General features: G+C 42.5%; 6 protein-coding genes and 1 pseudogene. All 7 read left to right on the top strand.

All coding sequences use genetic code 11. The annotated features are described in order from the left end of the window. The coding region (locus tag ACFIJJ_RS08640) for a hypothetical protein (protein WP_375646652.1) at positions 1–1,434 on the top strand (1,434 nt) is incomplete at its 5' end. Continuing rightward, complete coding sequence (locus ACFIJJ_RS08635) at positions 1,434–1,859, top strand: hypothetical protein (RefSeq protein ID WP_375646650.1); 426 nt, start codon at positions 1,434–1,436, stop codon at positions 1,857–1,859. The genes ACFIJJ_RS08640 and ACFIJJ_RS08635, both read left to right, overlap by 1 nt. 1 nt (position 1,860) lies before the next feature. Then, positions 1,861–2,799, top strand: coding sequence for a hypothetical protein (locus ACFIJJ_RS08630; protein ID WP_375646649.1), 939 nt, complete (start codon positions 1,861–1,863; stop codon positions 2,797–2,799). Positions 2,800–2,823: 24 nt separating this feature from the next. Continuing rightward, on the top strand, positions 2,824–4,257 hold the full coding sequence (locus ACFIJJ_RS08625) for a hypothetical protein (RefSeq protein ID WP_375646648.1): 1,434 nt from the start codon (positions 2,824–2,826) through the stop codon (positions 4,255–4,257). After that, on the top strand, positions 4,254–6,500 hold the full coding sequence (locus tag ACFIJJ_RS08620; protein WP_375646646.1) for a hypothetical protein: 2,247 nt from the start codon (positions 4,254–4,256) through the stop codon (positions 6,498–6,500). The genes ACFIJJ_RS08625 and ACFIJJ_RS08620 overlap by 4 nt, the downstream gene beginning before the upstream one ends. A 14-nt stretch (positions 6,501–6,514) precedes the next feature. Continuing rightward, positions 6,515–7,165 (top strand): transglycosylase SLT domain-containing protein, encoded by a 651-nt coding sequence (locus tag ACFIJJ_RS08615; protein ID WP_375646645.1) that lies wholly within the window; start codon positions 6,515–6,517, stop codon positions 7,163–7,165. A gap of 12 nt (positions 7,166–7,177) precedes the next feature. Next, positions 7,178–7,353 (top strand): annotated as a pseudogene (locus tag ACFIJJ_RS08610) (phage tail protein); the annotation flags it as partial.

Genomic DNA, 7,353 nt, shown 5'->3' with positions numbered 1-7,353 from the left:
TACAGACCAGATGTTGCGGTTGTCAACGGCAGCTTTACGGATAGCCTTGTGAATGTTTTACCAGCAGATGGCGGTTACATACCCATGCCTAGTGCAATGGTTGTTTCTAATCCTTTGGAAGAAAAACCTTTGGGTTCAATCGCCTTTAGAAGCGGTAATGGTGTTAAGATAATCGTAGGAGGAGCTAAAAAGCTTTATGCTTATGATAGCCAAACGCGTGGTTGGCAAGACATCAGTCAAAATGGTGTGACGTATCAGGCAAATGATGAGAACAAATGGTCGTTTGCGTTGTTCGGTGATGCTGTCATTGCGGTGAATAAAAATGATAAACCGCAAGTTTTCAAGGTTCGCAATTCCCAACGATTTGAAGATTTAGGAGGCAATCCCCCCAAAGCAGGTTTGGTGAAAGTTTGGGGCGATTTTGTTTGTTTGATGCAATTGACAGATAATCCTAATCGTATCCATTGGTCGGGTTTGAATGATGCAACTCATTGGACGGTAGGTGATAAAGATTGTTATTATCATAATTTTAATGATGGAGAATATGTTCAAGGGGCAACGGAATCGAGCAATCCCCTCGTTTTTTTGCGTTCTGCTATTTATGCTGGTTGTTTTACGCTAGGCTCTAAAGTCCCCTTTATTTTTCAAAAGCTTCAAGACAAGCGTGGATCCCGCAGTGCAGCCTCTATAGCGTGTCGTGGGAGTGATGCTTTTTTTGCTGGTGATGGTGGCTTTTATCAGATCAGTGCTGATGGTCAACTTTTGCCGATAGGCTTTGAGAAGGTTGATAGAACGGTTTTTAAAACCTTTGATAAGTTTGCTCTTGATGAGATGCAAGGGGTTATAGACCCCGTTGATAACCGGATTTACTGGTCCTTAAAAAGAGGCAATAACGAGCAAACGACCTTTGTCTATGATTGGGGCTTGCAGAAATGGTCGACGCTACAGGGAAAACCTTTCACGTTGTTTCCAGTATTTACGACAGGTTATACTTTAGAACAGTTAGATGAGATTTCGATCAATCTTGAGGCATTGCCCGCTTCTTTAGACAGCCCCCGTTGGCAAAGTGGCGCTCCAATGCTTGGTGCTTTTGATGATGCAAATAGACTTGTTATGTTTACGGGAGCACCGATGGAGGCAACGGTTGTTTCGCAAGAAATGGGAGCACCAGATGGAAGTTTTAACTTTATCACGAAAATGTTTGCAGAGGTGGATACGACGCAAGGACTTTTAAGCATAGGGGAACGTCGGCTTCGTAATGATCAGACGCCGATCACATGGCACAAGGAGAGGGTGTGTTCTTATCTTACAGGTGCTTATCATGGTCGTTCGCGCAATCGTTATCACCGCTTTAAATTGCGTATTCCTGAAGGCGTTCATTGGAACCATATCACAGGGTTTAATGTGGATTTACGTCCTTTAGGCAGAGGATAATGGCAAAAGTTTTTTTGACCACGTCTTGGGATATGGAGCGTATAGCGCCTTATCTGGAAGACATCATTGCGTCGTTTCGCGAGTATGTGGAACGTTTTAAACATGAAATCACGTTGCAGGAACTGATTGAAGCGATTTGCAGTGGCAAGAAACAGTTATGGCTTGTTTTGGATGACGACGAGCGCTTTTTAGCGGCATTCACGACCCAGATACAGCAGACAGTTTTAGGAAAGAAGCGCGCACTGATTTGTGAATGTAGTGGGAAGGGCGTTCTTGATCAAGTTGATAATTTGAAATTTGTAGAGGATTGGGCGCGTGAGAATGGTGCTTCTGAAATGGAGATTTTGGGTCGTTTGGGATGGAAACGTGCACTGAACAAACAAGGTTATGGCATAACGATGCTTTATTATAGGAAGGAATTGTGACATGGGGAGCAAGACACCAACAACGACAGAACAGAAGCAGGTGCAGACAAGTGCCCCTCCTGCTTGGATGCAGAATGTCTTTAAGCGTGGGGGTGCAGATGCGTATAACATGTATGACACAGGGATGGGTGGTAATGTTTATGGTGGTCCTCGTGTAGCGCCGTTAAGTGATCAAACGCGCTATGGAATTGGTGGTCTTGGAAGTATTCCTCATCATTATCAAAATCGCTCTTTGATGAATACAATCTATAATCCAACGTCGGCAGCCATGAATCTTCGACATATGGCCTCTGGTGGTATGATGGGAGAAAATTCGTATTTCAAACAAGCACTTCAAGAAGCATTAGATGATTCAGACACTCAAATTAACCGATATTTCTCAGGGATTGGTCGTTATGCAACTCCTGATCATAGAGAGGAAATGCGGAAAGGAAGAGATTCTATATACGCTCGTGCTATGTTAGAGCAATATAATCGTGATGCGGACCGCATGATGCAAGCCAATGCCATGATAGACCAAGCCAATCAAAATCAATTGGGCGCCTCAAATAACTTCTTACAGGGTTATGGCAATGCCTATTCCAATGCCATACAGGGGGGAGGTGTGCTTGATAATTACAATCAGAGAGTTGTTGATGCCAATCGTGAACGTTGGCTGGAACAAGACAATAGCGGCTGGAATAGGTTGAATATGCTTATGAATGCCGGTCATGGCTTTGCAAGGAATTACGGCACGACGACGAATAATCATACAATCTCTAAGATAGAGGGCAATAATCCGTGGAAAAATGTAGGGGCTATAGGTTCTTTAGCACTTCAAGCAGCACCGATGGCTTTTGGTTACATGGCAGGTGGTCCAATGGGAGCAGCGTTGGCAGGAGGAGCATCCAAGTTGTTTTTAGATTACATGAATCAAAAGAAAGCTCTGGAGAATAATTAAAGAATAGTTTTGTAGGAGAGTGTGATGGCATTTCCAATATTATTTCCATTATCTTTTGCAGGTTTGATGGCTGCGAGAGCTGCGCCTCATGTTTTTAGGTATCTTGCTCCTAAAGCGGTTACAGGGGCGAATAGATTGGGACAATTAATAACAAAGAACCCCGTGGGGAATTTCATAACAAAGTACCCCAAAACCTCTCTATTTATGACTGGAATGTCAGGCATTGAAAGTATGATGACACCAGAGAAAGCACAAGCCCCATCCAACCCCTATTTACAGAATAGTCTGAATCCATATGGACCATTTATGCCCTATACGGCTCCTAAAGCGGAAATGCCTCTTGGATTTGATCAACATCCACCCATGCCAAATGCACTAGAGAGTACTCCACAAGAACTAAAACCTCATGTTAATGAACAAACGCAACCATTAGCACCCGCTTCCCCAACACCGACTCCTGAACTGACAGATGCAGAGAAATTTTTACAGTCCAATACTTATAAGTTTTTTCAATCAGATGCGTATCAGAAACTCAAAGATCTTTTTGCAGGTATGGCGGCAGCACCCACAGATGGTTCTGGATGGGATGCGCTTGCAAGTGGTGTGAAGCATCTTAATGAAGGAGATAAACAAAGAGGGCAGGTTAATCAGACTGTCGAGTATCTAAAGTCCAAAGGCTACAGTGATGAAGAAGCTGCTGTCATGGCAAGGAATCCTCAAATGCTTAGTGCGATGCTAACAGGTGCTACAGATAGCATAAAACATTACAATGATGGGAGTTCGTTAATTGATGACCCAACATCACCAACGGGAAAGAGAGTGGTTTATCACCCTGGTGGGAAGGCGTATCTGGACAAAGAACGAGAATCTGCTTTACGTCAACATAAAAACTTGTATGCAAAGGTTTTGCTAGAAGATATTGATTATGTGCAGGAATACCTTGAGAATTTTAAGAATAAGGCGACAGGTAATATAGCTTTAGCTGCTAGCTACGCGTTCTCAACGTCCGAACAATCGGATGTACGACAGATTTTGGAATCAATACAATCTCGTATAGGGCTTGACCGTATAGATCAAATGAAAATGTTATCGCAAAGAGGGGCGCTAGGACTTGGAAATGTTAGCGATAAAGACATTGAAATGTTAAAAGAGTCTCTTGGGAAATTAAATTTACGTATGTCTACACGAGAGCTTAAACGGCGTTTGTCAACAATAAAAGATGTTTTATCAAGACTGAACCCTGAAGTACAAGGTATTGTATTAGGTCATATTGAGTCTACAGAAAATAATATGAGAAATGCCGTTATGGCAAGAAATAGCCAAAATTCGACCAATCAGGCGGTCTCACAAGGGAATGTTGCAAATTTTACAACTGTAAGCAGCACAGAACAAGCTAATAAAATGCCTATTGGGGTTGAGTTTATTTACAATGGTCAAGTTTACAAGAGGGCTAAATGATTAACAATAAGAATTCTCTTGTAGTTGATCGTGCATTAGGTGCTACGAACAATCAAGGTAAAAAAATATCAGAACTTGGTCCAAATTTTATCAATTTAGGTTCTGCTTCAGAATATGCGGCTAATCGAGAACGCTCATCAGAACTTGGACCGAATTTTATCAATTTAGGTTCTGTTTTAGAATATGCCAATCCTTCTTATGAGAATACTCTACTCTCTCCAGAGATTACACAAAGTGAAGCCTTTTGGAATTCTTTAAAGCATGGTTTGAGTTTTAATTTAGATGATGAAGTTGCGGGGATTGTAGCGGCGGGACGTGATGATGAGAATGAGAGTGCACTAAATGCTTTTAGAAAGGGGCTGTACAGATATTGGTTATCTGGTGATAAAAAATACGAAGAGAAGTATGAGAAAGAAGCCAATAGAATACGTGATTATCAACGTAGGATGAGTGATACGCATTATTGGACGTCTTTGTTAGGAAATGTTGTAGGGGCTGCTTTACCTTCACTTGCGACGTTAGGAACAGGAGCGGTTGCAGGACTAGCAGGGCGGATAGCGCCTCCTGCTACTTCAAAATTAAGTCAAGCATTTTTGAAAGCCGTTCCAACGCCGGTAGGCACGGTAGGGAAACGGGTAGGCGCAGGAGTGAAATATGTAGGTGAGAAAGCAAGTCCGTTTTTAGGCATCACAAAAAACACAACACTTCCTCATTTGCTTAAAGTAGGAGCGGCATCTGGTGCATTACATGGAGCAGGTGAAGGTGTAGGGTTAGGTCACACACTTCAAAGTGCAGCAGTTGGTGGAGGATTAGGAGCAGCAGGGACAATGGTTGGCAGTGCTTTAGGTCATTTGGCTGGTTCTACTGTCGGTGGAATACGAAGACTTTTTTCTCCTTCTCATAAGCAAGGTGTTGCAACAGACACATTAAGAGAAATCAGTAAACATTTAGGTAAGGAGGCTTCTGAAGAGCTAGGAAACTCTTTTAAGAATGCAGTTCCTACCGATTACGTAGCTGATCATAGTCCTTTTTTACAGGATCTTGTTTTTGATATCGCGAAAAGAAACCAAGGAGCTTATCTTGATTTGACTAAAAGAGCTGGGCAGAGAGCGTTGGGAGGAGGGGAGCGTATTCATCAAGCCGCTGATGAACACTTTGTTCCTCGTCAAAATGTCACAGGTTTAAAAGATGATCTTATCGCGAGTAGAGAAGCAGAATCACATACTCTTTACGAAATAGCCAAGAAAACGCCGATAGGAGAAAAATATTATGGTGCTCTTAATGATTTAATGAAGCGTCCATACTTCAAACAAGCTTATGATGAAGGACTAAAGCGGTTTATTACGGATGGCAACAACGTTAGTCCGTTTTCTTCTCAAAAATTTAGTCTCCTTAAGGAGAAACCAAACATGGGGGCTCTTCATAAGACTAAGGAGGTTGTCGATTTAATGATAAGGACCGAAAGGAGACAAGGAGATAATAGCCAAGTTCGCAGTTTAGTAGGCATTCAGAAAAAGTTATTAGAGCTTATGGATGATATATCATCTGAATATAAGAAGGGACGGGCATTATATCATCAATATAGTTCAGATGTAGATGCTATGGATGAAGGTTCCAAAATTCTTAGAAAGTCAGTTAATAAGGATAAATTCAGTAAAACTTTTGATGAATTACCAGAGGGAGAACAAGAATACTTTAAAAAGGGATCAAGAGCAAAACTTTTACAAGGTATGGGGCAAGCAGGAGATCAAGTTTCCAAGGCAAAGGAGATTTTTGGTACGAATGATCTGTATGAACGATTTGCAAAGATTTATGGAGCAGATAAAGCTTCTGCTGTTAAGAAGGTTGTTGATAGAGAAGCTAATTATGCAGATCTTTATAACAGAATACCAAATCGTATAGCGAATAAAGAGATATCTTTTACGCATAATGTCAGTATGCCAACGGGTAAATTTGATGCAGCTATGCAAGCAGGAAAAGCGGCGGTGAAGGCTTCTTGGATTCCTTTCAAAGAGGCGGCGTTTAGAGAGCGTCAACGGATTGAAAAGGATGTTGTCAAATTGTTAACAGGGGGGACACAGATTAAGAATGATCAAATTGCAAAGCTCATTCAAGATATGATTAAAGCGCAAGAAAAGGGATACGCTACAAAAGAATGGGTGAAAAAGCTTTCTGCTGCGTTGCTTGGAGGAGGAGGAAAAGCATTGGCTGGTCAATTTAATATGCTGAGTACACCAAGGTAGAAGAGGATAAAGCTATGACCCGTTATAGTCCTGCTGTTAATCAAGCGATACGGCAAACGGCAGCGCGATATGGTTTGCCAGAGAGCTATTTGTACCGTGTTGCGCAAGTTGAAAGTGGAGGCAATCCCAATGCAAGGAATCCCCGCTCTTCTGCTGGTGGGTTGTATCAATTTATAGACAGCACCGCCAAACAATATGGTTTGCAGGATAGGTTTGACCCCATGCAAGCGGCAGATGCCATGGGGCGGTTGACGCTTGATAATCGCAATCATTTAAGCCGCCTTTTGGGAAGAGCGCCTAGTGAAGCGGAGTTGTATTTAGCACATCAACAAGGTGCAGGAGGAGCCGCGCGGCTTTTGCAAAATCCCCATGCCAATGCGGCGCAAATTGTTGGGAGCAATGCGGTTGGCTTGAATGGTGGAAACAACGCTATGCGTGCAAGTGATTTTGTCAACCGTGTATTACAGATGTATGGTGGGCAGCCTCATAGAGCAAGTCCTACAGCGCATGGTGGCATTAGAAATAGAGACAACTTGTTAGAGGTTTTAAGGGCATTATTAGCATCACAAGAAGAGGCTTCGGAAGAAGAAGAGAGTGATGAAGATGATAATCCTTTGATGACGCAATTCATGCGGGCGTTTTACGGACCATTTTACCGGAATTAGGATTTATGAGAGATGTCAACGATCTATGATTGGTCGCTTAGAGCGGCGGATAATACGCGCGTAGATGATTTGATTGATTGGTCTGAAGGACAGCATCCTAGCAGTGTGAACACGAGCGCCCGTGTGATGATGCAGCGCGTAAAGGAATACTTGTCAGACACGGGTGGAGAGCTTGAAGGCATTGTTAC

This window comes from Bartonella sp. TT29SHDZB, from assembly GCF_042193395.1.
In the GTDB taxonomy this organism is placed as follows: Bacteria; Pseudomonadota; Alphaproteobacteria; order Rhizobiales; family Rhizobiaceae; genus Bartonella.
This window is presented reverse-complemented; position numbering and strand designations above follow the sequence as displayed.

Excerpts from the sequence above, each read along its gene's own strand:
- ACFIJJ_RS08620 (WP_375646646.1), top strand. The coding sequence starts at position 4,254 with ATGATTAACAATAAGAATTCTCTTGTAGTTGATCGTGCATTAGGTGCT.
- ACFIJJ_RS08630 (WP_375646649.1), top strand. The coding sequence starts at position 1,861 with ATGGGGAGCAAGACACCAACAACGACAGAACAGAAGCAGGTGCAGACA.
- ACFIJJ_RS08635 (WP_375646650.1), top strand. The coding sequence starts at position 1,434 with ATGGCAAAAGTTTTTTTGACCACGTCTTGGGATATGGAGCGTATAGCG.
- ACFIJJ_RS08615 (WP_375646645.1), top strand. The coding sequence starts at position 6,515 with ATGACCCGTTATAGTCCTGCTGTTAATCAAGCGATACGGCAAACGGCA.
- ACFIJJ_RS08625 (WP_375646648.1), top strand. The coding sequence starts at position 2,824 with ATGGCATTTCCAATATTATTTCCATTATCTTTTGCAGGTTTGATGGCT.